Here is a 26,186-nt window from a genome sequence, read left to right as displayed (position 1 = left end):
GGACTATCTCTTGATGATGGGGCTATAGGCAGACTTGCCATTGGCATTCATGGCAGCTATCCTGAATTCATAGGTTTGGTTGGCCTGAAGGTCACCTATCCTACCATAATTTACCTCTGACCTGTTGAGAAAAAAGCTATGCCATCGGGCTTCTCCCCTGCCCGACGTTCTGTACTGGATTTCATATCCTATGGCTTTCGGAACAGGAACAAAAGAAAGTACGGCTTCGCTCTTATTCAGGAAAACACTTTTGAGCCACGGAACAGCTGGAAGCTGATCTCCGTCGGGGACCACCTCATAGGTTTTTGACCAACGGCTATAGGAATTGTTATCAGTTATGCGTTGTACTTCAAATGTATATGGCCTGCCGTTTTTGAGGCGGCGAACGGCCATAAGCCCCGGCGTTCGTGATGAGATGATCTTGTCATTACCGGACGGACCGTCTTTCTCCCGGTACCTTATCCTGTAGAGAAAATCCGTTTCATCCGTAACGTAGGCTACAAAAAAGCCCTCGTTGACTGGCTCCACATACCGGACACCCGGGGGGAGAAAGTCCCGCCGGCCCACTTTTACCCGGATAGGATCGGAAGACGTCTCTCCGGCGGGGTTAATGGCTACCAACTGGACCAGATAGGTTTGATCCAGTTCCAGCTTACCGATATCCAGAAAATCCTCTCTGCTGGGTCCCGTTTCCTGATCCAGGTTGTCAATGCCATATTTCAGCTTATAAGCGGTGGCATGGGGTGTTTTGTCATAAAATACTCGGATGGCGCCGGATTGAGCAGGGACATTGTTTTGTTGGATCCTTCCTCCAAAGGCTTCAAAATCTGCTGGTCGGGATGGTTTTTGGAAATAGATCATCGTGTCCAGTACCTTATCCATCTGTGGACTAAGCAGGACAACCTCCAGCGCATGCGGATTTTCTGCCCGCCACTGCACCTTTTCCTCCCATAATGCATCTCTCGGGAAGATGTCGGGTAAGTCCAGCAAATCACCATCCATTACTTTCTCGTCCTTGTCAAGTAACTGAAACATCACTTTGTAGTCCCTTACCGGATGCGCCGGCAAATCCAGCTTTGTTCTCGGCAACAGGGAAATGGCAGCTTCTTTGACAGCGGGGATTACTTTCATTTCTCTAAATGGGGCATGTTCCTTTTGCAAATCAAAATAAGCTTGTTTCTTTCTCCGGTAGGCGTCTACCACACCCCAGGCGCGGTTTTCGGACAATTCCTGGGTTCCCACAAAGCTGCTTCTATAATCGTTATAGGTCCAGACGGATGCACCCATCAGATAAGAAAAACCCCTTAATGAATCCAGCAACGGCTTGATTTCAATAGTGGCATCCAACCCTTCTCCGAATTGGCCTATGCCATATTCACTGTAGAAGAGTACTTTATCAGGGTGTTTTTCATGTTGCAGCCGGGTTATCGGCGCCAGGTTCTTGCCGTATTTATTGAGCAAGCCCATATCCGCAAACCGGATATAATCGTCCTCTAAATGGGCGGTGTGGGTAACGTTGGAAACCAAACGGGTACTGTCAAGTCCGCGGACAAAATCAATGCTTTTGGCCACATAATCCCCGGCGGTCGGATAATAACCAATCTCATTACCTGTACTCCAGCCGATGATGGAAGGATGATTGTACTGTAAATGAACCAGTCTTCCCAGCCATTCAAAAGGTGTTTCCTTATCGGGGTCCGCAAGCGGATCATAGCCCCATAGGGGAATTTCCGAGAATATGAGGATGCCCCGCTCATCCAGGTAGTCCAGCATTTCTTCCGGCAAAGGAAGGTGGGATAAACGGGCCAGGTTGCCGTTCAGGCTTTTCATGAGGTCCACGTCCTGTTTGATCCGCCATAAGGGCATGGTATTACCTGTGGTTCTCCCGTCCGGTACGAGATTCAAGCCCATGAGCCGGACTGACTCACCATTCAGTTTGAATTCGCAGGTTTCCTTATCCAATTCTATCTTTCTAAGCCCAAAAGCATGGCTAACCGGATGGTTTTGACTACCGTTCAATTTTATTGACGATCGGTAAATGAAAGGATCGTCAAAATGCCAAAGGTGAAAATCCTTTTTGTCAATCGTGGTTTTGACTACGGTTTCCCCTTTGCTGTGGGCCGGTATACCGAGCGAAAAGGGCACGGTCTTCCTGAATCCGTTTCCGGCGGTCAATAGAACATGCCCCGAGGCCGTTACGGGATGGTTTAGGTGGTTTTCCAAAAACAACCTGATGCTTACATTCGCGGTTTGCTTCTGCAGATCGACTTCCGGAGTGATGTGTTGATGTATAACCCTGACCCCTTCATTAGCCCTCAGCGTCACGGGCCTGCGGATTCCTCCCCAGTTCCAGATAGCCCCCCTTTTGAAGGTATTGTCCGCGCAAACCGTGAGGGTATTTTCTTCATCCTGCCGGAGGAGTGGGGTTATTTCAAACTCAAATGGCAAAAAACCCGAATTGTTTTTGCCAAGCTCTCTGCCGTTAAGCCACACCGTGCAGTCGTGATAGACTGCTTCAAAGTGTAGGATAAAGGTCTTATCTTTAAGTTCCGGAGGCAGGGTGAAAGACTTTTGGTACCATCCCTTCCCCACATAATGGGCATATTCATTGTGCAGGTCCCAGTTGCCGGGCACTTCCATTTTATGCCAAAACGCTCCGGGCTGTTGGACATTGAACCATCCTTCTGATTCCCCAATGCCATTGGGGTCGGTTTTGAAAAGCCAGGGGCCGTTCAAGTCTATTGTCAAATCTTCATAAGATGCATGCTGTGGCCAAGCACTATCAACCATCAGGAATAACAGGCCACATAGCAGGCAACGAAAGACACGGTTATTTTCCATCCTCCAATAGATTTGATTATTCATAGGATAACCAGGCGGTCGCATTACAGTTTTTATCACTCACAAACCGGATCCACCTTGCCTGTAACCCAATTGGAAAATCATGTTCATAGGTTTCCCCAGGTTTGACGGTTACCTCCTTATATGCCATCCAGGGGCCATGTCCTATAGGCTCAAATTCAATTCTAAAATTCACGGCTTCAGAATGCTTATGGCTCAACTTAAGTTTTTTCCGGTCATAGAAACCAAACAGATAAGGGTCAGAGGGGGTATCGGCTTTGACATTGGTGTTTACCCAGGGCCCACCTTTCCCCACAGGTTTACCCAGGTTCCAGAGATCATCGATCACACCGGCCCATATGGCCAGTTTTTGATCGTTTGATATGATGATATGGGGGTTATCGACGGCCTTGGATCCATCCACACCTGTCATGATTAACATTCCCCTGTAAGAGGCATAGTCATTGATCTTAAGATTATGGGAACTTATGGGACGGATCTTGGCAAAACCATCCGCATTTTCCGCAGGCAGTTCATAAAAAGTCCCATGGCAGTTGAACAGGTCCCTCTCCGTGGCCACTTCCCGGCATATCCTGAGGTTTCCTGAAAGCGAAGGCCCGGTGAAGCGATCATTTCCCAAAGGAAGCCTCCACCTTCTACCTGAATCGTCCGTAATGAGAACGGAACCTTCCTCCACCTTAAACACGTTTTCGGGTATCGCAAATTTGTCTTTGATAAACTGAAATGTTTCCGGATCCTCTACTTCTACAAGGTTCATTTTTTCATCCAGCTCGTAATACCCCAGATCATTGCTTTCCAAGCTATTATACTGAAGTGCCGCAATTCCCAGTTTTCTCCTGTTATCCCCGAGCCCGTACAGCAAACCGGCAGAAAACCTGTCTTTTTCGATATCATTAATCCCTTCAAAAATTCCAGTGGTATAAGCGGTTCTTTCATCTTTGTCCGTAAAGGCGATGTGAACTGTTGCTATGGTGTTTTTATCTGCCCTGACGCGTAACCACTCCCCTTGTTGCTCTTTTCCGAATGGCAAAATTTGTGATTCACCCCCGTTTAGCTCCACGGTTTCGAAATTTTCCCAGCTTCCATCACCGGACCGATCCACTTCAAACTGAAATTCAACGGTCAGCTTGCCGTGGTTCTTAATCCAAATATTTCTGAAGTCCCAACCTGAGAAGAGCATAGGCTCTGAGGGTACATCAGCAGCCACTTCTTCCTCCAGCCAAACCGCCCCATTGGCGGTAGCGGGGCCAAGCTTGTCCGGTAAATCCAGTGAAGTAAACCAAAGGTTTGAATTCGATTGACCGGGCCCTTCTATATTTCCCTTTGCACTCCTTTTGTTAAGAAACTCTTTCTGTGCGGAATCGTCACAGCCAAATACCAGACCGTCGTTCCACCGGGTATAGTCGCCGATGACTTTTAAGTAGGATGAACGCGGACGGATGCCGGCAGAGTTTTTTGCCGTAAATGATTCAGGAAATTTCCAGAACATCCCGTGCATGGTCATGAGGTAATCCGGCTGGCCTTCTTTTCCAATGTCCCTGATTCTGGGCCATTCGGTATTCCATCCGTGAGCGCCATCATAGCTGTGACTGGCTTTGGGCAGCCTGTAGAAATCCCAGCCTGTATCGGGATTTCTGACGCCCAGGATGACTGATTTATGGTCCCATCCCGTTGCCCATATCGGGTCTGTTTCGGGATTGCTGTTGCCATAAATGCCTCCGGGCCCCGTGACTTCCACAAACTGGTTGCGTCTTACCAATTTCCAGTCTTCTCCATCCCATTCGGAAAGTGATCCTGCCTCTATGTCAAACTGTTCCAACGCCTTTTGGCCCGATTCGCCATTATTGGAATAAACCATCACGCCCTGGCCTGAATATGCACCTTTTCCGTGAGCTCCAAGCAACAATGAACCCGGAGGATTGCTGTCCGTATCACTGCTCTTGCGCCGGCCCACATTGGCGTCTTCATAAAGCATTCTGGCTTCGAGCGTGTGAACATCCACCTCATAAAATCCCTCTTCCATGGTAGCATAATAAAGCTTGTTTTCGGGATCGGTTAAATGCCGGGCATTTCCGGTATGACGGCCAGGCATATCCTCGTAAGCCAAGGTCCTGACTTTACCATTCGCATCTATGGCATAAGGCCCGATAAAAAGCTGTTGGCTTTCATCATGGATCATTCTATTAGCTGGTGTGCCGCCTATGCTTTCAGGACGCTCAGTTTTGTTGAGATGTTCATCGATTTCGTACAACTTATCGGAGGATCCGAAAGGTAAATGCGGTCCATAGGTTACCACCCACAATTTCCCAGCCCAGGGGACTACTGCCCCTGTCCCGCATTCCCCTTCTTCGTTGTAATAAGCCAAATGCGGATATATGCCACTGATTGAAGGATAACCATTGTTTTCTTCAGGCACATCGCATCCGAAGACAGCCAAACCAAGCAATAAACCGACCGATATTTTTTTATATATCATATGTAATAGGTCAAAATTTGGAAAATATATGTTGTAATATAAAATAAAATTGAAGCAATCACCGATATATGACCATGGCGGATGCTATACAGTTTTTATCTGTTGAAAAGCGCATCCAGTGAGCGCTGTAAGCATCTGGAAATTCATAATGGACATATTCTCCGGGCGGCACGGTTATCCTTTCAAAAACCTTGAAATCCCCGTTCCCCATGAAATCCGTTTCTATGGTAAATTCTACCGTTGTTTCCGATTCCGTGTAAAGATGAACCGATTTTTTGTCAAAGCCGTACATTAGGTAGGGATCAGAATACTCACCTCCATTGACACCGGTTTTGTACCAGACGCCGCCTGTTCCTGTTGGTTTACCAAAATGCCAAAGATCATCTGTTTTTCCAAACCATAACCCGGCTTGGGGCTGCCCTGCGAGGGGGTTTCTGTCTTGAGGACCGAATTTCATAGGAGTGGCCTGGTTTCCTCCCATGACCAACATGCCTTTCCATGAACAAAAATCAGGTACTACCCGGAGGTGGCTGGAAATGGGCTTTATGGCCCATGGCTCACCCCCATAGGTATGCATCCCAATTTCATAAAACAACCCATGACAATCCATCAACGCCCTTTCCGTTTCAACTTCCCTCACCCGCATCCATTCTGTACAACTGGTTTGGTCAAACGTCCTACTGCCCTTAGGGAGCCGGTATCTTTTCCATTCACCATTTATAAATACCCGCATGATAGCCGAAATGTCATCCCATCCCGTTGCCACCATAGGCTGACCAAATGATCCGGCACTCCAAACCTCCGTGAAAGCCGTTTTTTCAATTATTTCCCATTCGCCGTTGCCGTCCCATTCTGCTAGCCTCCCTGCCTGCCACTCTCCATTAAAATCCTTTTCATTATAACTGTTGTTGCAGACCACTACTCTTCCATGGTTGGTAAAACCGCTTTTAAAATGGGGTTTACTGCCTTTCGGGGCGTTCAACTCATCCATGAGCTGAAACAGTTGTTTTACCTCCAGGGTATGAACGTCAACTTCAAAAAATTCCCCTTCCATGGCCAGATAATAAAGTTTATTCTCCGGATCTTTTAAATGCGTCATTGTGGCTGCCAACCTATGATTTGAAAATTCCTCGATCAACCGAACATTACCTAAAGTATCTATAAGATAGGGACCGATACTCAATTGCATGCTGGGGGTATGCACGAGTCGGTTAGCGTATGTACCAACAATACTCTTCGGATGTTTTTTCAACTGAAGGTTTCCATCAATTTCATATAATCCTGTACCGCTTCCTGTCGGAGAAAGATGGGCCACATAGGTCATTACCCATAATTTATCTGCCCATGGCATCAATGCCCCCGTACCTGCCTCGGTTCTGGGAAAATGATCAGCAGTCATAGAAAGTGATGGATAGACGCCACTTACCTGGGCCGGGATCTTTTTTTCATTTTGTCCATAGACCAGGGTTTTACAGAAGATGGTGACTAAAAATACAAGGGAAAAGGGCCATAAATCTTTCATGATTACTTCTGTTTTTTGGGTTAGAAGAAACTAAATGCTCCAACCAGCACTCGACAACAGTACTGGTTGGAGCATCATTAAATTAAGATCAATAACCTGGGTTTTGTTTGAGGTTTCCGTTAATGAGAATTTCCTTTGTCGGTATGGGCCACAAGTATTGCTTGGGGGCTTCAAACCTCCTGATGGCAAGTCTTTTGACCAAGCCGGCTTCAAACATGGGGGTCAGATCAGCCACCCCATCCTCATCGATTTCCGGGGTCATGGGAAAAAACCACAAGCCGGGATTAACCACTTTCTCTCTCAACTCATCCACATCCAGCATGCCGTAGATATCCCTGTTAAGCACTTTGTCAGCGATCCTCCAGCGAATGATATCACTGTACCTTTGACCTTCGAAAGCCAACTCCATCCTCCTTTCCATCCGTATGATCTTCCTCAACGCAGAAGTTTCTGTGGTAGTGACAGCGGGGTAATCGGTAACACTGCCCCTATCCACCTGATAGGCCCTAGCCCTCACCTCGTTGATCGCATCAAGTACGGTCTGGTCTATTTCCCCCAACTCAATTTTCGCTTCGGCATACATCAAGAGTACATCGGCGTATCGCATAATGATATTGTCGTTTTCTGCGGCGAAATTGGGAAGCCAGTCCTCATCAACTCCTTTTTTTAAGAGTAATCCGTTAAAAGAGGCAAATGGAGCAACCGAGCGGGTGTCGTTATTGCCTTGTCTGGTGCCCGTGTTATAATTCATCACGGTAAGAGAATCCGGGTGCGGCTGATAGGTAAAGTTGAGGTGGCGGCTTTGGAATTCCACTATGGTAGAAGAGCACCTTGGATCTCTATTCTCAAAAGGGTTTTGAGGATCGTACAGGGGTGACTCATCTACCGGCAATCCATCCGTACACAGAAATCCGTGAAACAGATCCCATGAAGGAGATTGGGCACCGCCCCATCCCCCTGCGTTCCGGGGCAAGAAGTCCCTTACGCCCCAAGTCACATTCAAGGCTCTGGATCTGGGTATAGCAAAAATCACTTCACTTGGATTTCTTGTCTGAGTCAGGAACAACGCATCAAAATTTGGATACAGTTCATATTCTTCTAAATCCATACAGGCTTTGGCCGCATCTCTGGCCACATCATAATCCCCCATTTGCAATGCAAACCTGGCTTTCATGGCATAAGCTGCTCCTTTGGTGGCCTGTTTGTTTTCAGATGAGCCATAAGCAACAGGCAACAAGTTTGCGGCAATGTCAAAGTCTTCATAAACAGCCTGTTTTACTGTATTCTTATCAGTTCTTGATAAAGTGAAGGCCTCATCCAAATCCAGTATTTCTCTCGAATAAACCACGTCTCCAAACAAAAACACCAGTTCTCCATACTTGGCTGCTCTTACAAAATGAGCGTTCCCCGCAAATTTATTGAGCGTGGCCTCAGGCACTGTGCCATGAACCTTATCGAGGTTCAAAAGGATCGTATTTGCCCTCGCTATTACTTTGTACGTATTGCCCCAAAATGTATTGATTGTACCCCATTCCCCGTTGATCGTGGCATTGGTGATGGGGGTTAGGGCTTCACGACGGGTATAATCATCTGTCCACTCGTCACTGTGCCCTGGCCAAAAAACGCTTCTGAAAAGGTCATTTACGGACATACTGATTTCGGTTTCATTGGAATACCAGGCTTCGCTGGATCCCTCAGACAAGGGGTTGAGATCCAGATCCGCGCAGGATATGGTCCCCATTATCATCCCTGTATATATTAATGCTTTTAATTTCATGTTACTATGGTTTTAAAATTGAACAGAAACTCCCATGAGAAAAGAGGTGGTGATGGGGTAGCCACTGGCGGACACTTCAGGGTCCCAGCCCCTTGGGAAATTGTTGATGGTGAACACGTCACTTGCATTGGTGTAAACCCTTATATTTTGCATACCCAATCTCTCTGATACCGGCCGGGGAAGCGTATAACCCAATGAGATATTTTTCAACCTAAAATAAGCCCCATTAATCAACCAAAAATCTGACATGGCAAAATTGTTGGCCTCACTCACCCTGGAGAGCCTTGGATATCTTACCTCCATGTTTTGTTCTTCCGTATTATACAGGCTCCAATGGTCGCCGTCCAAAATCTGCGGTACATGTCCCCAGTTTTCCATGATGGGCTGCACCATCAAACCTGAAAGCCTCACATTCTGTCTGCCCACACCCTGAATTACGATTCCAAAGTCGAAATTTTTGTAATCCAACCTGATATTGCCTCCATACAAGTACCTTGGCATGCTGCCTCCCAATAAAACCCGGTCATGTTCAGGGGAAATCCTGCCATCCGGTTCACCATTGGGACCACTCAAGTCCATGTATTTTACATCTCCAGGTCTTACAGAGGCATTCATCACCGGCGAATTATTGACCTCTTCCTGGCTCTGGAAAAGCCCGTCGGACCTGTATCCGTACCATTCATCGAATTCACTCCCCTCCATTCTGACCTGATTGCCTAAAAACTGGATTCCTCCCAGGTTGCCCATAATGGACCGGAAATCAGAAATATTAAAACTGACGCTGTAACTTAATTCATTGATATCATCTGCCCAACCTAAATCCAGCTCCCAGCCCTCGGTATACATTTCACCGGTATTTTGGTCAGGATTATCAAAGCCTATATAATCCGGTATTTCCAAGGGCAGCAACATATCTTTGGTCGTCTTCTTAAAATACTCACCTGACAATCTCAGCCTGTAGTTCAGAAAATTGGCATCAAAGCCTATGTTGTGGGATACTGTTTTTTCCCAGGAGATATTGGGAATGGCGTATTGCCATTGTGCGGCGGATTGTGAAGAAACAACGTTTGATCCCTGATGGAAAAGGACATTGCTGAAACCGATGGTAGACTGGTAAGGGTAGTTTCCTATCCTTTCGTTTCCTAAGGTTCCCCAAGAAGCTCTCAATTTGAGGAAAGATATCGGGGTGACATTCTTAAGGAATGATTCCTCTGACAACACCCAGCCCCCGGAAAAGGATGGAAAGGAGCCCCATCGGTAATCTTTGGCAAATCGGGAGGAAGCATCATACCGGAGGTTACCTTGTAAAAAGTATTTTCCTGCATAATTATAAGAAAACCGGCCGAACCATGAGTTGTAGGCATTTTCCCACGCACTTCCGCTGTTATTTCTGAACTCCAAAGGCCCTAGGTTAAGGTAAGGATAATTGTCTAAAATGAACTGGTCCCTGGAAGCGCTAAGGTTCTCATAAAAAGCCTGGAAACTTTCATTTCCTGCCAATAAACTAATCGTATGGTCTCCAAAGACTTTGTCATAGTTGGCCAACAATTGGGTGGTCAACTGGTAATTGTCATTTCTGGATTCATTGAGATTGGTGGAATTGGCCCATTGCAGGGTGCCCAAAAAAGCGGTGGGATCATCCCAAGCGGTATAAGGGACCCTTCTTTGAAAGTTTTTGCCCTTGTTGAATCCAAAATTGGGGGAAGCAATGGCTGAAAACTTCAATCCCTCGACAGGCTCATAGTTTAGCCCCAGCCTTCCTCCGATTTGATTCTCCCAGTTTTGTCTAAATCCCCCATGCTTCAACTGTCCGTAAATATTTGCCCCTGTTTTTCCTTCAGCCACCCTGCCATCACTCCATTCGGCAGCATATACCGGTGCGGAAATATGCATGTAATAAATCGGATCCATGCTGGGCTGATTGTTGATCTCCCTTCTTAAAAAAACATCCGCGGTGAATCCGAGACTTTTGGTGATATTACCATCAGTATTGATTCTGGTCGTAACCCTTTCAAAAGTACGGCCTTCATACAGCGCGTCAAATTTGTCATAGACAACCGAGGCCTTTGTGCGGATAGCATCCGTTCCACCGGAAATATCGATGGAATGTCTTTGTCTCGGTGCATGCTTTTTCAAGATAAGATCCACCCAATTGGTATTGGGGTATAGATCCGGGTTTGAAGCATTCAAGCTCATATAGTTGTCCACCATATCTTTTGGATACAGAGGATACTCATTGCCGTCGTTTCCGTTATCATTCCATCTCAGTTCATTGACCAGTTCCATGTAGCGGACCACATTTACATATTCCGGAATCCTGGTAGGAACTTCCGTCCCGTATTCGAAATTGTAGTTTAAACTCAATTCTCCCTTTTTGGCTCTTTTGGTGGTTACCAGAATGACACCTGCAGCAGCCCTCGCGCCATAAATGGAAGCTGAAGCTGCATCCTTCAGTACGGAGATGTTTTCAATATCATTGGGATTGATGTGGTCAATGTTATCGATAGGCACTCCATCCATAATAATAAGGGGATTGCTGTCGCCAATGCTGGTGATACCCCGGATACGGATATTGGCCGAAGATCCGGGGGCGTTGTTGCTCCTTCTAACCATGACGCCGGCGACGGCACCTTGCAGGGCTTGTGAAACCTGGGGCGTCCTCCTTTCGGCGATGTCCCTCCCTCCTACGGTAGCCACTGCTCCTGTAAGATCACTTTTTTTCTGGGTCCCGTATCCTACCACGACCACTTCTCCCAATTCCGACATGTCCGCCTCGAGATTGACATCGATGGTACTTCTTCCATTTACTTCTATCTCCTGGGGCAAATAACCCAGAAAAGATACCACCAAAACAGCGTTTGGATCCGGTACATTGATATCAAATCTTCCATCGATATCTGTTACCGTTCCGGAACTGGTACCTTTTACCAAAATACTGGCTCCGGGAAGCGGCGCTTTGTCTTCATCATAGACTGTCCCCGAAATTGCTCTTGTCTGGCCAAGGGTGTGATTAAGCCCCACCAAAATCATCACCACTACCGACATTCCATGTAATAATTTTTTCATAGAGGTATATTTTAGGTTAATCATTAAAAACCTCTTAAATGAGATTTTATGAAATTTTATTTCAAGTTATGTGGCGATTCAAATATAAAAAAACGATTTTATAATTATTTTTGAATTTTTATACCGTAAACGTTATCGAAAACGTTTACATTTATAAATATGTTAATAAAATGACTTTTCTATTGACAAAACCGCAATGGAGAAATTGTCTTTATTTTTGATTTTCAAGCAAACCGGACATCAGCCTAAAACAACTTATATTTTACAGATCGCAGGACTTTAAAAAGAAAAACCATAAAATCCATTGAGGAAGCATTTCAAATTATCCTGCAAAAATGTTTGTTGTTTATGAATCATATTGTTTACTTCGACTTTTTAAATCATCCAATTTGAAAAAGCCCACCACCATAAAAGATATAGCGGAAAAGCTGAATGTGTCCGTGGCTACGGTATCAAGGGCTTTAAGGAATTCCCCGGAAATCAAAAAAGAAACCAAGCTTGCGGTACTCCAGGCCGCCCGGGAAATGGATTATCATCCCAATCTGCTAGCCAGCGGACTCAGCAGCAAAAAATCAAAAATCCTCGGGGTGGTGGTGCCTACCATTAACCGCTACTTCTGGTCCAACTCCATCGCAGGAATAGAAAACATCGCTTATCATGAGGGGTATAAGGTAATGATCTTCCAGTCAGGGGAATCCTTTCAGAAAGAAGTGGAGATCGTGGAAACCCTGGCAAACAGCCGGGCCGACGGGATCATCATCGCCTTTTCCAAAGAAACCTGTCAATACAATCATATCCGGCATGTGATAGACAGATCCATTCCTGTGGTGCTCTTTGAAAGGGCATGTAGTGATATCGACACTTCAAAAATAATGTCCGATGACCGGCAAGGGGCCTATGAAATCGTCACTCACCTCATCGAAAGGGGGAAAACCAAAATCGCATACATAGGAGGGCCGCTGTCATTAGGGGTCTGTCAGGAAAGGCTCATAGGTTACCGAAAAGCGTTGGAAAAAGCAGGAATGCCCTATCAACCGCAGTTTGAAATCGAGTTGGAGGATTTCGGTTATGAAGTGGCAGGCGGGGCATTAAGGGCTTTATGGGAAAAAAACATCCACCCAGACGCGGTCTTTTGCTTTGCCGATATCCTGGCCATCGGTGTCCTGCACGCAGCCCATCAGATGAACATCAGGGTTCCTGATGAATTGGCCATTGCCGGTTTTGGCAATGATGACACAGGCAGGTTCATCACCCCCTCCATCACGACCATGTCCCAGCCGTCTTTCGAAATGGGGCAAATGGCCGCCGAAATGCTGTTGGAGGAAATCAATTCGGAAGAGGATGTTTTTGAATACAGAACCAGGATCATCAAACCGGAACTGATCGTGAGAGAAAGTACATAAGGATTGAGAGATAGGGAAGATTGATTGCGATAAAAGATTCCCCATTCTTGGAGGAGTTTATTTTTCCTGATTCTTTACCGCCACACTCTTCCCCGCATCCAGTCCTCGCGGAAGTGAGACCTGAACGTGTCTTTCCTCCCCTTCCCCGGATTTAAGGACGAGCTCCAAGGTTTTCAAAAGGGGGGTGGGGTCGCTGATCGTCAATTCTTCTGTTTTATGGTTCACCAACACCAAACAAGGTGCATTGACTTCCAACCAGAGATTGTCATGAGCCTGAAAACCACCTGCTTCATAAAACACGATTCCTGTGATTTTCAAATCTTTGTGGGCCACCGCCTGGATCCTGGAAGTGTTGGACACTATGTTGACAAGCGGGTTTTGGGTATATCTCTTAGCTGTTTCCGGTGACACACCAGGCAAAACGGCATAGGCATAGGATTCATTTATGGGCTTTATCCCATGCTCATACCAAACGGAAAATACTTCCTGGCGGTACAGCGAATCAGGCCCCAATCCAAAAATCAGGTTCAGTCTTCCGCTTTTTTCCCCTGCTTCCAGCTTCAGCTCTTTGGGAGAATCGGGAAATACATATGCTACGCTATCATGCCAAATCCAGGAAGGTGCTTTGATCTTTGCTTCACCATGTGGGAAAATCTCTCCATCCACCAAAACTTCTCCATGAAGCCTTGTCTGATTGATACTGGTGGTGACCAAGCTGTCACTTTCTGAGGTGATATCGGTCCCCAATGCCACCCATTCCTTGTCAAACCAAAACCAGGATTTTCTGCCCTTGGTCGCTTTAACATCCAGCTCCATGGCAGAAACACCATAAGCACCATCGCTCACGCCTCCTACGAAGGCCACTTCCTGACTGAAATTTCCTTTGATAACGGGAATTTCATGAGGATTGGTCACCCCGGGTAACCTCGCCCAATCCCAAACCGGAAAAATATCCTCATATTCATCCCCTCTTCTGTAAATATAGGTCAAGCCATACGGCAAATAATATCCTAGAAGGTTTTCCGAGTTCACATCGATTTCCACGCCAATTGTCCGTTCTGAGCACATCCTTAGTGAAGTGAAATGATCCTGCCGGTGATGCACCGTGTAATCTGATCTCCAAAAATGCTTGTTGCCTATCACTTGGGGGCGGCTTTTGAGGATGCTTTCCTTGGATTGTCTATATTCCTCCTGGAACGCTGGGTCGCCTTTGATAAAATATGCCAATTGCGGCACGAGTATTTCTGCCCTTTGGTCAAAACCACTGGGCCTTCCTACCTGACGGCCCCTTACATTATAATCCAAAACCCCCTTGCGCACCATCCACCGGGTACCTTGGAAATAATAATCGCGGAGTACTTTCAGATAATCTTCAGTAAAAGCAAACCGGGTACCCTGTACCATGGCAGCCATCCAAATGGTTTCTCTCAGAAAATTGCTTCCATAACTCCCATTATATAAATAAGGCCCATGTTGATGAAAACTGTAATCCTGCTGTATTCCTTCCTTTTCGCCGATTTCAACCTGGTCAATTACTCCCTTAACCCCTGACATGATTCTTTCGGAATTCTTCTCCAAAACCCCTCGATAAAAAACCGAGGTTGCCAATAAAGTGCGGTTGGAGCCCGTCATGGCAGGCATATCCGTCTGATCCTCAATGATCTTTTGGAGAAGGCTGTCATCAACGGCGTCCTGCAGAAGCAAGCCGATCACCCCAAGGTACATTTGTTTGGCAATACGGTTCTTGTACCAGTTGTCGCAAACCGGGTTCACCTTATACCAGTACCCCAGGGCCTTTTCCGCTCCCGACAACAACCTTGCATCTTCATATAGTTTGTCTTTAGGGTTGGCATAGGCAAATGCCATGATCAATGTCCTGTTCAATGCTACCAAAGGATCCCATTCGTTGTCCCGGTCGTGGTAATCCACGTCATTCCAGCTGCCATCGGCCTCTATGGTATTAAGATAAGCTTCCGCTTCCTTAAATTCAGGTTTCATATATTGTTCCACACGGGGCATAAACCCTTTGTGCTCCAAGGCATCCACTTTCAACCGCTCACGAAGAGTTTCAATTTCATTGGTTTGGGCATGTCCCATTCCCAAGGTAAATACCAGACCAAAAAAAGCGAAACTATATTTTATACTGTGGTAGATATTTTTCATTACCGATTATTTCAGATTTCCATAACATTGTCAAATTTAAATATTACCCTGATATTCATCCCGAACCCTGATATGTTTTTGCAGATAAATCATGGAACAGACGCCGATAGCGGATTCAATAAAAAACCCCCGGCACATCAAATGTACACGGGGTAGTTGGTTGGTAGGGTTTGAGTAGTTAGCGGTTCAATCCATTTCTTTTCTCTTCCAGAATCGGGATTTGGCGATGGATGTTATAAATTCTTCAGGCTTTTTGTCTATCAAAACTCATTTTTTTCAACATTGTCAAATTTCCTTTCATCATCCCGCATGACATTCATGGTTGTTGTGGTCAAAGTGAATTAAATCTTCCATTACAGTGGCTCCGCGCTCACTGTATTTTTTGCAATATCCTCTCGTTTTACACTAGACTTTCCGGGATCGTTTAGCTTGTTGTTCATCGGGATTTGTCTGATTATTTCCATATAGGGTTAGTACAATAATTACACAATAAATAATATCAAATACAAATTTTCATAAAAAAATATAAAATAACTTATATAATTACCATGAAAGTTTACATCATTTACTTGTCCGGACCCCCACCACAACGCTCCGCTTTCCAGCTGTTCTGGTGATCCCGGCTATTATCGGATTATCGCGACAACAATGAAAAAGCAACAACAGCCCTTCCCTCCTCCTTCATTTTTTACCAATGGCAAACTCAAATAAATATTTTTTCGATATTTTCGGGCTTTGCTTTGATTAATTTACTTAAACACCAAACCTAATGAACAATAAACAACTGAAATTTGTGCTTTTAGCCTTTGTGCTGGTTTTTACCCTAAGGGCCTCAGCGCAGGACGGCATTCCCGCTGACTGGAAGGTGGGCAGCCAGGCTTATACCTTTAGGCTCTTCTCCCTGGAAGAAGCCCTGGAAAAGCTCAACAGCATCGGGGTGAAGTACGTCGAACTCTATCCCGGTCAAAAAATAACCAAAGCTGGCGAAGCCACTACCCATTTCTCCGCTTCTGCCAGCGATAGGGAAACCATCAAAAACCTGCTGAAAAAATACGATGTCGAAGCCGTAGCCTATGGCGTGGCAAGTCCCAGTGATGAGGAGTGGCCCGCGCTTTTTGCCTTTGCCAAAGAAATGGGCATTGGCATCATCACCACCGAACCCCGTCCCAATCAGTATGACCTTATCGAAAAGCTCTGTGAACAGCATCAGATCAGGATTGCTTTACACAATCATCCGCTGCCTTCTATGTACTGGCATCCGGAAGTACCGCTCAGATTATTGGAAAACAGAAGCCCATTGATGGGAGTCTGCGCGGACATCGGCCACTGGCTGCGGTCCGGCTTGGATCCGGTGGAGTGCCTCCAAAAACTGGAAGGCAGGATCATCAGCCTGCACATGAAAGACCTGGATAAAAGAGGCGTAAGAAATGCCCATGACGTGCCTTGGGGCACGGGCAACTGCAATGTGGCGGGCGTTCTGCACGAATTGCACCGCCAAGGATTTAAAGGCGTCTTTTCCGCTGAATACGAACACAACTGGGAAAATAACCTGCCCGAAGTAAAAGAAAGCATGGATTACTTCAAAAGGGTGGCTAAGCAGTTTCAGTAAAAGTAAATAAAAAAACCTTCCGGGCTTTATCCATTGGGATATAACCGATAGATATAAACCTGGAAGGTTTTTTTCAACTTAAATTCAACGACGATCCCCTCCTTTGATCGCCTCAACGCCCAAAGTAAGATAAGCAAAGGGTGCACTCCAGTTAATGGCAATTTCATTGGAGGCATACGAGCAATAATCATCCACGTAAGATTCATCGGCTATCTTGCTCTCATAATCACAACCATCCTGCTGGCCCGGGTTGGGCCCTCCCACGATCAATCCCCGTATGGGAGCTTTATCGGGTTCGGCTCCTGAGGGCCTATGATGTGGATCCCGGGGCGTTTTATGGCCATACCCGGTCACATAGCTGTAGCCGGTAGCATTCCTGCCCATGATATAATCCAGATTGGCCAGAGCCATATCGAGGTATTCCTTTTCCTCCGTCAAAAAATAAGCCTGAATCAATGCTATGCCTTGATTCGCCGCCACTGAATTACTTCCCCATACAAAATCTTTTGCATCCTGCCCCATTACCACCTGGTAGGGGTTTTCTTCCCTGGCATGGCTGGCATAATGGCGGGCCTGCTTAAGCAGCACTTCCTGAATACGGTCCATGTCACCTTGGGGAAAATCGCTGAGCTGATCCCTGAACCTAAGCAGGGAGTAATATCCCATCCATCCGACCGTTCTCCAGCCCGGAAGCTCAAAAGCGATATTATCCAATTCGATGTGCGAAAGAAACCTATTGTCCCGCGTGCTGACATAGAGTTCACATGCCGCCCAGTTCCGCTCATCGGCTACGTCGTTGTCTCCATAAGCCCCTGTAGTCACCTCCGGTTTATACCGTTCGTTCATTTCATTTTGACGGTAGAGGACATCGGGATGCTTTTCCGCCCAGTCCCAGGCTTTCAATGCCGCTTCAAGACAACGGTTGGCCAGATCAGGCATAAAGTCCTGGTATACCCGGTATGCCTGGGCCATCACCGCGGCAAAATCCAACGTCGCAGCTGTGCTTTTGGCCACCACGTACCTTTGACTGGTAGCCTGATGAGGCATGACCCTGCCTTCAAACTTTGCCGTGGTCAGTTTATGGTAAACCCCTCCGTCATAGGGGTCCTGCATGGCCAGCATCCATTCCAGGTTCCACAGGATTTCATCCAGTAAATCAGGGATATCGTTACCGGATTCCGGAATACCAATCCCCAGTTTTTTTGCAAAGGAGGGAAAATCCTCATAAACAGCGAGCAGGGTACCCATGGTGATACCGCTGTTGACAATGTATTTGTTGTAATCTCCTGCATCATACCAACCTTTTGGTGCAGAAAGGATGGTTCCTTCCGGTCTTTCAGCACTGGCAGCCGAGGCATGGACTTTTACGCGGTCATCGGGATGGGCAGTGGGTCTCGCCCATTCTCCAGCATGCTCCGGCAACAATTCCGTGGACATCCGCTGGAAATAAAATGCTTTTAATGCCCCTTTGGAAAGATCTTCATGAACCGAGGGATCAATGGCAAAAGAATAAGACTGCCCCCTATCCGGTAATACCAACCTGAAGTGACCGGTGGCAGTCATGTCAGAAAAATCCGCGATTCGCGTAACCCGGTCGGAAAATGACGATGACCTTTGATCTGACAGGTTCCCCCTGTACACCACCCGGTTATCCTTATCACTTACCACCAAAAATGTCTCCACGCCATCCATATCCACTACGGCGGCTTTTTTTGCGCCATCCGGATAAAAGCCCAGCTGGTTCAGCCTGATGGACTCCAACACCTCCAATGGCTGATCGTAAGTTTGCTGTTCACAAGATGATAACAGGCTGCAAAACAATAGCCCCGTCATCAAAAACAATATGGTTTTGTTCATGGCATAACAGGTTTAATTAGGTTTTTTCAATTCGGGAATGCCCCGGGGAAAAAGATCACGCGGGGACTCCGGGTTTAAATTTATAATTATTCTTTGGAAATCTCTTCCAACATCGCCCTGACTTTCCCGGGAACAATATCCCGTTGTAAAAAGCCGATAAGGATATAAGTGATCGTCGAAGTGATGACAGGAAGACTTACCTCCAAGGCCAGACTCCCGAGGTCAAAATTTTTGGTGACAATAAAAGCCGAAAAACCCACCAGTATGGAGCTTATGGCTGCCCGCGGACCGCATGACTTGAACCAGGGAATCACGCCGAACAGCATGGGAACGGCTATTGGACCTACCAAGGCACCAAACCAACTGATGATGAGTCCCAGCACCCCCCCAAAACGTTCGAACTGCAAGGCGATAAGGATGGTGCCCAACGTGAAAAGAAAGGTGGTGATCCTGGCGGTGAGCAAAGAAGTCCTTTTGTCTTTGAATTTATGGGAAACTGCCGGCAAAATATCTCTTGTAATCACCGCCGAAATGGTGTTGATGTCGGAGGAAGTCATGGACATGGTATTGGCAAACAGCGAAGCAATCACCAAACCTATCAGTCCTACCGGAAGCAATTCCAATGTTAGGATACCATAAGACTGGGTGGGATCCTCCATTCCCGGAAGAATCACCGGTGCTGCCCACATCGGGAAAAACAGGATCAACGGCCAAATTAGATAAAGTGTACCAGACAACCAGGCCGCTTTGGATGCCTGTTGTTCTGTGGGGGAAGAAATGTACCTGGTAGCCAAGTTCCATTGGCCGCCGTTGTAGGACAGGAAGTTGATGAATAAGAAAGCCAAGGCAAATCCTACTGTATAAGGCTCGTTGAAAGGCTGGCTGTTTTCTGGGGGCAGCTGTTCCCATAATCCGAATAGGGCTTCCGTCCCGCCCAGTCTGCCCAGCACCACCACAAACATCACGATGCCGGCCACAATTTGGACAATAAACTGCGCGAAATCGGTAAGGATCACCGCCCATAGGCCTCCAAAAGTGATATAGATCAGGGAGATCCCACCCGATACCAATATCCCAACAGGCAGGGATATCCCGGTAAACACGTTCAGTAATATCGCTATGGCTGCCCATTTCGCTCCTATATCGAATAGTTTTAACCAGGCGCCGCTCCAGGCCATCAACTGCTGGGTGGGAAGATCATAACGGGTAATCAAAAACTCAAGGGGAGATTGTATCTGAAAGCGCTTCCTCAACCTGACCCAGAAAACCGGGAAGACTTTTGCGCTGACCATGATCGTCAACCCGATGGTAAAGGCCCACCAGATATATACAGAAAAGCCATGGGTATATGCCAACCCGGCATAGGCGACAAACACTGCGCCGCTGTATCCGGATACGTGGTGGGATATACCGGAAAGCCACCAAGGCAGCTTGCCCCCTGCCACGAAGTAATCCTCGGCATTTTTGTTCCGGAAATAAGACCAGACACCAATCAATAACATCAAAAGAAAAAACAGCCCGATTACAATCAGGTCAATTGGGTTCAATTCCATAGGATCAACTTAGGTAAACAGTTTGCTCATCAATACAAAAAAGGCTAAACCCCTCAGGTTTAGCCCTAAATTCGGTCAAATCCAGCTCAAACAGTAACCTCCCAGCCGGGTTCGTATTCCCTGGACCAAAGTTCCATGGCCTGCTTGTCATTTTTTATTCTTCCGGTGCTGCTGTCTATGTCCAAAGTTCTTCCTGTCCTTTGGGCGATGTTGCCCAGCTGTACAAGGAGGGTACTCTGGTGTGCGCCGACGATTTCAGACCTTACCTCTGTTCCTTTTTTGATACCATCAAAAAAGTTTTGGATATGGAGTGCGTCCAAAGCCTGCGCAGGATTGGATAGGTTTTGAGGATCGATGACCTGATCATTTTTAGCCTCCTTGATCACCTCATTCTTCAGGTTGAAAATCTTGTAGGAATTGCCCCCTTCTATCAACATCGTGCCGTCTTCAGCATAAAACAGAACACCCACACTGCCTCCTTCTACGTGTTTGCCATTGCAGCTTCTGCCTTCCCAAGTGATGCAGGATTTATTTTCAAATTCAATATTGATGATCTGTGTATCGGGGGTTTCCCAATCATCGTCGTAACGGTATCTGCCACCGGACGAATTTACCCTACTTGGGTAATCCACCTGCAAACCCCACCTGGCCAGATCCACCATGTGGGTGCCGTTGTTCAGCGCCTCCCCCGTACCCCAATGCCAGAACCAATGCCAGTTGTAATGAACAATATTATCCCTATAATCCTCTCTCGGAGCAGGCCCTTGCCACAGTTCAAAATCCAACCAATCCGGAACAGCCACCTTTTTCCCCACACCAATAGGTCCCCTGTTGTTGGCATACCATGTCTTTGCCATATAAGGCCTGCCGATTACACCGCTATGCAGCTCTTCAATGGCCTTCATCACATTGGGCCAGGATCGCCTTTGGTTGCCTACTTGGATGACTTTATTGTACTTTTTTTGGGCCTCCATAAGCAATTCGCCCTCCCGGGGATTATGGCTGCAGGGTTTTTCCAGATACACATGTTTTCCCGCCTTGCAGGCCATGATGGCAGCCGGTGCGTGCCAATGGTCAGGAGAAGTAACTATCAAGGCATCCACCTCTTTGTCCTCCAATACTTTTCTTATATCTTTTTCTATCTTGGGTTTTCGGCCCTGTATGTCCGCCACTGAATTCACAAACTTCTCCGCAGCTCTCCTGTCCACATCGCAGCTGTAAATGACTTCGCAGTTTTCCTGACTGGCAAAATTGGTGCCCACGGCATGACCGCGGCTTACCACGCCCATACTTGCGACGTTGATCCTCTCATTGGCGCCCAATATATTGGCATAGCTTTTGGCAGAAAACCCTGGCAATATCCCACCCGCCGATACTACGGCGGCACCTGCAAAAGCTTTTTTCACAAAGTCTCTTCTAGAATTTTCCATAAACTGGATGATGTTGTTATTGAATTATGATTGAATTTTTAATTTGGAGGCTTCTGATTTGGCCTTTTTCAAAACATCCGCTAAAGCGACTGCCTGTCCTTTCTTTTTCTTGCTTACATCCGCCGCCTCCATAAACGTAAATATCTCAATGGTCTCCTCGGGGCTCACAGGTGACTTTCCCGTGGCAAAGAATTTGGCTATCTCAACAAGCAGCGGCCTGTAACCGCCATACGGTCCCAAAGAGGCAATACCTTCTTCGCCGAAAGCAGTGCCCCCATAGCTATGACTTCCGGCACGGGTTCCCCTAAATGTGCCAATCCTCCCATCTTCCCAGGTGCCCACCACCAAATCGGCCCCTTCCGTATAGGTTCTTTTTACCTGTTTACATCCAACCCCCATTACTGCATATAAGGTTTCTACCCCATGTATGCCATACCAGAACAAATCGGGATGGGTGGGTTCCAGGGTCGCGGGACTATAGGTATCCGCTCCCAGGACAGCCCCGATCTTGCCTTCATTCACGGCCATAAGGTTCTCCATATACCTAAGCGAACTGCTGGAGAAAACAGGAACGTTATATTTTTCTGCTGCATCAAAAATGGCCAGTGTGTGGGCCAGAGAAGCAGCAATAGGCTTATCTATGAAAACCGGCTTGCCTGCCCTGAAAACTTCCAGTGCCTGCTCCAAATGGAGTCTCCCATCGTTGGTTTCCAGCAATATATAATCCACTTTCTCCAACAAGGCTTCTATTGAATCCACGATCTCCACGCCAAACTCCTGGATTTGCTCCGTATACTCCGGTATCCTTTTTACTGAAGAGACAATGTCCTTGCTTCCGTGAGGATATGCAGCCACCACTTTATAGCCACCCAGATCTTCTTTTGCATCGGCCGCATTGAAGGCTTTGGTGAAAGCCACACTATGAGAGGTATCCAAACCGATAATACCCACTCTCTTGTCATTTCTCATTTTTTTCGTATTCGAAAATGCGGGTAAATGAGAGCCCAGTCCCAGTCCCGCACCTGCTAATGCCGCCGTACTCATGAATTTTCTTCGGTTGATAGAAGGAGTCATATGGTTTTACTCAAAATACGGTTTTTAAATTAATTTAAAATTGATTTCGTAAAAATTAGTGTTTATATTATTTCGAACACCTAATTTACCAAATATTTTAAAAAAGCCACCATGGGATTTACACGAAAGGCCGCATGGGAAAGTGATCTGAATTGGCAGCAGTATTTAAGCCATGGTTAAAAAACTTTTTTGGCAAACAGTCATAAGGACCGGCAATCATTGAAATTTGTCCATTCTCACGCCTGATGGAAAACCCCGGAAAAAATCATGAGAAGGGGGAGAAAAAGGAGCACTGAAAAAAAAACCATGGCTCACAATACTATGGCCATGGTTCATTCAATCAGTTGTATCAGCTGAGGTTTACCGGCTCTTCCAATTTTTGATGGGCCCTGTAAGTGGGCCGGGGAATGACCCTTTTCTCTAGAAGCCATTTTCTAAGCTTGGATTTTTCTTCCAGCGTCAGCACCTGATTGGCCTTCTCAAGTTCTTTGGTAAAAAGATGATGATCAAAACTTACTTTTTCCAGTATCAGCTTATAATAATCTAAATAAGAAGTGTTCATAAGCATATTTTTTTAATTATATGTTCTGATTCTTATGGTATCCACTATATGTCTGGTATGCCCCTAAAGTATTTGGCAATCAGACCGAGATATCATTACCATTGATAAAAACAAAAGTCCCTGCTTAAAAACAGAAGCATTCAAGCAGGGCAATTTCTTAGGAAATACTGATGGCTTTTACTGGTTTTCTTTTCGCCTCGTCCTTTTTAGGGATAAAAATACTCAGCATTCCGTTACGGTATTTTGCTTCAATTTTTTCAAACTCCACCGTTTCCGGTAATTGAAAAGATCTTCTAAAAGATTGATAGTTGAACTCTCTTCTGACATAGCTGAATTCTTCGTTACCATTTTGACCACCTGGCACATCACTGGAAATGGTAAGTACCTGGCTCTCCATCTCAATCTTAAAATCATTCTTGTTCATCCCGGGTACGGCAAAATCTATCCTGAAGTCTTCAGCGGTCTCCATGATATTCACCATGGGCACATAAGAAACATTCTTTGCTCCCCAGCCGAAGTTGAACAGATCTTTAGTGAGAAAATCATCAAAGAACCTTTGACCGGGTCTCATTACAGGTTTGCTCAATACATTTTCCATCATTAATAGGGTTTGAGTAAGACATCCGATTAAATCTTTCAATTGCGTTGGTCTCTCTTAAACAAGTGAAAACCAACCTGCATCAAGCGATAAACTTGTTCATAAAAGGAAAATTCAAACGAAATGCCAATTCCCGAATTGGGGAAAATATGTGTTCAAACTGTCATTTTCACTGACAATTTGAACCGTTTTGCCTATGAAAAAATGTCAGTGAAAGAAATCAAAGGTTTCTATCGTCTTCCTTAAACCGGAAAAATAGCTTGCCGGTAAGATCGGAACTGAGCATGGTGGGTGCCCAATATTTTTCTATATGTTCGATCACCAAATCCGTACCCGTAAAATGATCCACCTTTGGTCTGCTTTCCGGATTATACATAGCATCCGTCATATCCCGCATCAGCACCACATTCATGCCCAAATTGGACATCTGCCGGATAGCAAAGGGTCTGCCCAAAACACACATGTTGGTATGTACCCCCATGATGATCAGGTTTTCGATGCCGTTTTCTTTAAAAATATTGTAAACTTCCTGCCCGCTGTCAGTTATAAAATCATTTTCATGTATCGCTATCGCCGCCGTCTGACTGGACCATACCGCCTTTTCTTCACAGGGTTTTCCATCTTCACAGGGTTTATCACAACCCCCGTCGCTGTCATCAATGGGCAATGCGGCCTCTGCATCCGGGTCCAGGTAACACCATTGTTCCAATTGGATATTTTCCGGCGGTGTATGGGGGGCCATTTCCTGCGCCCTTTTTCTCTGAGGATAATCCTTGTAGGCCTCCATGGTACCACTGGGGGCATGAATGATCATAATGCCTTTTTCCCGGGCTTGATTTACTACAGTGTTCATTACGGGGGCTATTTCTTCCACCCTTTCCGAAGCACTCTCACACCAATGTTTGTCCCACATGTCCACGATGATGATGGCGGTCTTTGCTGGGTCCCATTTTTCTTTGGATTCGACCACTTTCCAATTTCCGTTTCCGGCTTTCTCTCTGGAACGGAGCGTTGCTTCTATATAATTTTCGGAATCCCCTTCCAGATTTTCCTGGTCAACGGCTTCGGGTTGCCCGCATGATATCATAAAGAATATAAGAGGGAATAAATGAATATGATATACGGATACTTTCATGCTGCCTCAGTCTGTTATCCAATTATTTTTTGTTAAGCTTGTTTCTGGCTTCTATTTGTGCCATTTCCGCATCATACCGATGCTGGTCATATGTTTTCAGACCATATTTCTTCATGATGGAAGCGACACTTACTTCAGGCGACAAGCTTTCTATAATGGACCATTCCTCCTCATGAAAATTGGTAATCCTCACATTGCGGCCATATTCTTTCCTGATCTGGTCAAATTGCTCCACATAAGGCCAGGTATGTAGAAAAGCTTTTTCCAGGTTCACCGGTGCACAGTAGAGATTCCTGTTCCAAAACCCCGTGTAAGTTACATCTTCCCCGGTAACATCCGCGATTTTTGAAGCACCCTTCCGGGTGCTTGTAGCCACCACATACCGATGCGACAACGCTTTGAGGTTGATGTTTTGCCCCCCTCCATAGGCGGAAGGCCAAAAAACCATCTCCGCGCCTTTTTCCTTAAGCTTGGACCAGCCATCATCCCACATGATATCAAAGCAGATCTGTACACCGATCCTTCCAAAATCCGTGTCGAATACAGGTGGATCAAGAGGTCCGGGCGTGAGCCCCTTTGCCATTTCCCCTTCGGTCAGGTGCATCTTGCGGTATTCTCCCATGTTTTTGCCGCTCCTGTCCAAAATGACTGCGGAGTTGAAAGTATTTCCGTTTTCAACCGTATAGACCGGCACAATCACATAGCATCCCTGTGCCTTTGCAAATGAAGCCATCCTGTTTACTACCTGATCGGAAATTGTTGCTTTTTCTGTTAAAGTATAGCTTTTCTTAACGTTGGAGGTGGGGAATATTTCCGGCAGGCAAATAATGTCGGGATGATAGGTCCCGGTTTGTTCCATATATCCCATCAACAGTTCAGACATTTCCTCAGAAGTCGCTGTGGAAAGGCTTTCCTGACTCACTCCAGCCACCCATACTTCTCTGGGTGCCCTTGCTTTTTTTATCGTATTTTCCCCACCTTGTCTGGCCATCGCCATGGATGACCCCAAGGCGGTCATTCCTGTCGCCAAGGCTGTGTTTTTGAGAAAGTTTCTTCGGGAATTGGGTGCGTTTTCCATAGTTCTATCATTGAACGGATA

General features: G+C 46.2%; 16 protein-coding genes. 2 read left to right on the top strand and 14 right to left on the bottom strand.

Annotation, left to right across the window (positions count from 1 at the left end):
- Positions 1-3: 3 nt before the first annotated feature.
- The 5 genes from ACFPFU_RS08765 to ACFPFU_RS08745 form a co-directional block, all read right to left on the bottom strand.
- Positions 4-2,841 (bottom strand): glycoside hydrolase family 2 TIM barrel-domain containing protein, encoded by a 2,838-nt coding sequence (locus ACFPFU_RS08765; RefSeq protein ID WP_377063568.1) that lies wholly within the window; start codon positions 2,839-2,841, stop codon positions 4-6.
- A 16-nt stretch (positions 2,842-2,857) separates the two neighbouring features.
- Positions 2,858-5,338 (bottom strand): hypothetical protein, encoded by a 2,481-nt coding sequence (locus ACFPFU_RS08760; RefSeq protein ID WP_377063566.1) that lies wholly within the window; start codon positions 5,336-5,338, stop codon positions 2,858-2,860.
- A 58-nt stretch (positions 5,339-5,396) separates the two neighbouring features.
- Positions 5,397-6,860: a hypothetical protein gene (locus tag ACFPFU_RS08755; protein WP_377063564.1), complete on the bottom strand. Its 1,464-nt coding sequence runs from the start codon at positions 6,858-6,860 to the stop codon at positions 5,397-5,399.
- Between the two features lie 88 nt (positions 6,861-6,948).
- Complete coding sequence (locus ACFPFU_RS08750) at positions 6,949-8,637, bottom strand: RagB/SusD family nutrient uptake outer membrane protein (RefSeq protein ID WP_377063562.1); 1,689 nt, start codon at positions 8,635-8,637, stop codon at positions 6,949-6,951.
- A gap of 12 nt (positions 8,638-8,649) precedes the next feature.
- Positions 8,650-11,703: a SusC/RagA family TonB-linked outer membrane protein gene (locus tag ACFPFU_RS08745; protein ID WP_377063560.1), complete on the bottom strand. Its 3,054-nt coding sequence runs from the start codon at positions 11,701-11,703 to the stop codon at positions 8,650-8,652.
- A gap of 389 nt (positions 11,704-12,092) precedes the next feature.
- Between ACFPFU_RS08745 and ACFPFU_RS08740 the strand changes: the two genes are divergently transcribed.
- Positions 12,093-13,106 (top strand): LacI family DNA-binding transcriptional regulator, encoded by a 1,014-nt coding sequence (locus tag ACFPFU_RS08740; protein ID WP_377063558.1) that lies wholly within the window; start codon positions 12,093-12,095, stop codon positions 13,104-13,106.
- Positions 13,107-13,163: 57 nt separating this feature from the next.
- Here the strand turns inward: ACFPFU_RS08740 and ACFPFU_RS08735 are convergent, their stop codons facing one another.
- Positions 13,164-15,269, bottom strand: coding sequence for a polysaccharide lyase family 8 super-sandwich domain-containing protein (locus tag ACFPFU_RS08735; RefSeq protein WP_377063556.1), 2,106 nt, complete (start codon positions 15,267-15,269; stop codon positions 13,164-13,166).
- Positions 15,270-16,038: 769 nt separating this feature from the next.
- Here ACFPFU_RS08735 and ACFPFU_RS08730 point away from each other — a divergent pair.
- Positions 16,039-16,878 (top strand): sugar phosphate isomerase/epimerase family protein, encoded by an 840-nt coding sequence (locus ACFPFU_RS08730; RefSeq protein ID WP_377063554.1) that lies wholly within the window; start codon positions 16,039-16,041, stop codon positions 16,876-16,878.
- A gap of 84 nt (positions 16,879-16,962) precedes the next feature.
- Here the strand turns inward: ACFPFU_RS08730 and ACFPFU_RS08725 are convergent, their stop codons facing one another.
- From ACFPFU_RS08725 to ACFPFU_RS08690, 8 genes are all read right to left on the bottom strand, one after another.
- Positions 16,963-18,735 carry a glycoside hydrolase family 9 protein gene (locus ACFPFU_RS08725; RefSeq protein ID WP_377063552.1) on the bottom strand — a complete coding sequence of 591 codons (1,773 nt, stop codon included), beginning with the start codon at positions 18,733-18,735 and terminating at the stop codon, positions 16,963-16,965.
- Between the two features lie 86 nt (positions 18,736-18,821).
- Positions 18,822-20,288 (bottom strand): sodium:solute symporter family protein, encoded by a 1,467-nt coding sequence (locus tag ACFPFU_RS08720; protein ID WP_377063550.1) that lies wholly within the window; start codon positions 20,286-20,288, stop codon positions 18,822-18,824.
- An 86-nt stretch (positions 20,289-20,374) separates the two neighbouring features.
- Positions 20,375-21,718: a Gfo/Idh/MocA family protein gene (locus tag ACFPFU_RS08715; RefSeq protein ID WP_377063548.1), complete on the bottom strand. Its 1,344-nt coding sequence runs from the start codon at positions 21,716-21,718 to the stop codon at positions 20,375-20,377.
- A 24-nt stretch (positions 21,719-21,742) separates the two neighbouring features.
- Positions 21,743-22,792: a Gfo/Idh/MocA family protein gene (locus ACFPFU_RS08710; protein ID WP_377063546.1), complete on the bottom strand. Its 1,050-nt coding sequence runs from the start codon at positions 22,790-22,792 to the stop codon at positions 21,743-21,745.
- A gap of 349 nt (positions 22,793-23,141) precedes the next feature.
- The gene (locus ACFPFU_RS08705; protein WP_377063544.1) at positions 23,142-23,354 is read right to left on the bottom strand and encodes a hypothetical protein; all 213 of its coding nucleotides are present in this window, start codon (positions 23,352-23,354) and stop codon (positions 23,142-23,144) included.
- A gap of 157 nt (positions 23,355-23,511) precedes the next feature.
- Positions 23,512-23,955 (bottom strand): Hsp20/alpha crystallin family protein, encoded by a 444-nt coding sequence (locus tag ACFPFU_RS08700; RefSeq protein WP_377063542.1) that lies wholly within the window; start codon positions 23,953-23,955, stop codon positions 23,512-23,514.
- Between the two features lie 217 nt (positions 23,956-24,172).
- Positions 24,173-25,087, bottom strand: coding sequence for an isochorismatase family protein (locus ACFPFU_RS08695; RefSeq protein ID WP_377063540.1), 915 nt, complete (start codon positions 25,085-25,087; stop codon positions 24,173-24,175).
- 22 nt (positions 25,088-25,109) lie between these two features.
- Complete coding sequence (locus ACFPFU_RS08690; RefSeq protein ID WP_377063538.1) at positions 25,110-26,165, bottom strand: nitrilase-related carbon-nitrogen hydrolase; 1,056 nt, start codon at positions 26,163-26,165, stop codon at positions 25,110-25,112.
- Between the last annotated feature and the right edge of the window lie 21 nt (positions 26,166-26,186).

The organism is Negadavirga shengliensis (assembly GCF_042652345.1).
GTDB lineage: Bacteria > Bacteroidota > Bacteroidia > Cytophagales > Cyclobacteriaceae > Negadavirga > Negadavirga shengliensis.
Note: the sequence above shows the minus strand (reverse complement) of the source record. Positions and strands in the feature narration are given on the sequence as shown.

What these genes read in the sequence shown, in the direction of transcription:
- ACFPFU_RS08720 (WP_377063550.1), bottom strand. Translation starts at nt 20,288, where the DNA reads ATGGAATTGAACCCAATTGACCTGATTGTAATCGGGCTGTTTTTTCTT.
- ACFPFU_RS08725 (WP_377063552.1), bottom strand. Translation starts at nt 18,735, where the DNA reads ATGAACAAAACCATATTGTTTTTGATGACGGGGCTATTGTTTTGCAGC.
- ACFPFU_RS08750 (WP_377063562.1), bottom strand. Translation starts at nt 8,637, where the DNA reads ATGAAATTAAAAGCATTAATATATACAGGGATGATAATGGGGACCATA.
- ACFPFU_RS08705 (WP_377063544.1), bottom strand. Translation starts at nt 23,354, where the DNA reads ATGAACACTTCTTATTTAGATTATTATAAGCTGATACTGGAAAAAGTA.
- ACFPFU_RS08690 (WP_377063538.1), bottom strand. Translation starts at nt 26,165, where the DNA reads ATGGAAAACGCACCCAATTCCCGAAGAAACTTTCTCAAAAACACAGCC.
- ACFPFU_RS08765 (WP_377063568.1), bottom strand. Translation starts at nt 2,841, where the DNA reads ATGGAAAATAACCGTGTCTTTCGTTGCCTGCTATGTGGCCTGTTATTC.
- ACFPFU_RS08730 (WP_377063554.1), top strand. Translation starts at nt 16,039, where the DNA reads ATGAACAATAAACAACTGAAATTTGTGCTTTTAGCCTTTGTGCTGGTT.
- ACFPFU_RS08735 (WP_377063556.1), bottom strand. Translation starts at nt 15,269, where the DNA reads ATGAAAAATATCTACCACAGTATAAAATATAGTTTCGCTTTTTTTGGT.
- ACFPFU_RS08745 (WP_377063560.1), bottom strand. Translation starts at nt 11,703, where the DNA reads ATGAAAAAATTATTACATGGAATGTCGGTAGTGGTGATGATTTTGGTG.
- ACFPFU_RS08700 (WP_377063542.1), bottom strand. Translation starts at nt 23,955, where the DNA reads ATGATGGAAAATGTATTGAGCAAACCTGTAATGAGACCCGGTCAAAGG.
- ACFPFU_RS08755 (WP_377063564.1), bottom strand. Translation starts at nt 6,860, where the DNA reads ATGAAAGATTTATGGCCCTTTTCCCTTGTATTTTTAGTCACCATCTTC.
- ACFPFU_RS08715 (WP_377063548.1), bottom strand. Translation starts at nt 21,718, where the DNA reads ATGGAAAATTCTAGAAGAGACTTTGTGAAAAAAGCTTTTGCAGGTGCC.
- ACFPFU_RS08760 (WP_377063566.1), bottom strand. Translation starts at nt 5,338, where the DNA reads ATGATATATAAAAAAATATCGGTCGGTTTATTGCTTGGTTTGGCTGTC.
- ACFPFU_RS08695 (WP_377063540.1), bottom strand. Translation starts at nt 25,087, where the DNA reads ATGAAAGTATCCGTATATCATATTCATTTATTCCCTCTTATATTCTTT.
- ACFPFU_RS08710 (WP_377063546.1), bottom strand. Translation starts at nt 22,792, where the DNA reads ATGACTCCTTCTATCAACCGAAGAAAATTCATGAGTACGGCGGCATTA.